We start from the raw sequence: 304 nt of genomic DNA on the forward strand, positions 1-304 counted from the left end.
AGCGCTTTCCACCAACTCTAGGTGCTGCTTTTTGACTGACTTTAGCAGCCTTTGCTTTAGGTTGTGATTTAGCCTTCGTAGGAGGAGCTGTAGTCTTCTTGGCAGCTTTAGTTGATTTCTTTTGTTCCTTTGCCGCCTTAATGGCCTGTTCTCTCTGCGCTTTACGTACTTCAGGCTTCATATTACGCTTAGCCATAATGTCACTAAGTGAAGCACCAACAATCGCACGTTGGAACTTTTCGGTCCTTCTAGTACGTTTCTTTGCTTGTTCTTCCTCTTGGCCCTTTTTGTACTTGCGCCTGAA

At 45.1% G+C, this 304-nt stretch carries 1 protein-coding gene; it reads right to left on the reverse strand.

The window, feature by feature from the left end; translation table 11 throughout:
- Positions 1 to 304, reverse strand: a 304-nt coding sequence (locus F0L74_RS34475) for a hypothetical protein (RefSeq protein WP_213087164.1), incomplete at both ends; no start/stop codon positions are given.

This window comes from Chitinophaga agrisoli (assembly GCF_008386695.1).
Lineage (GTDB): Bacteria > Bacteroidota > Bacteroidia > Chitinophagales > Chitinophagaceae > Chitinophaga > Chitinophaga agrisoli.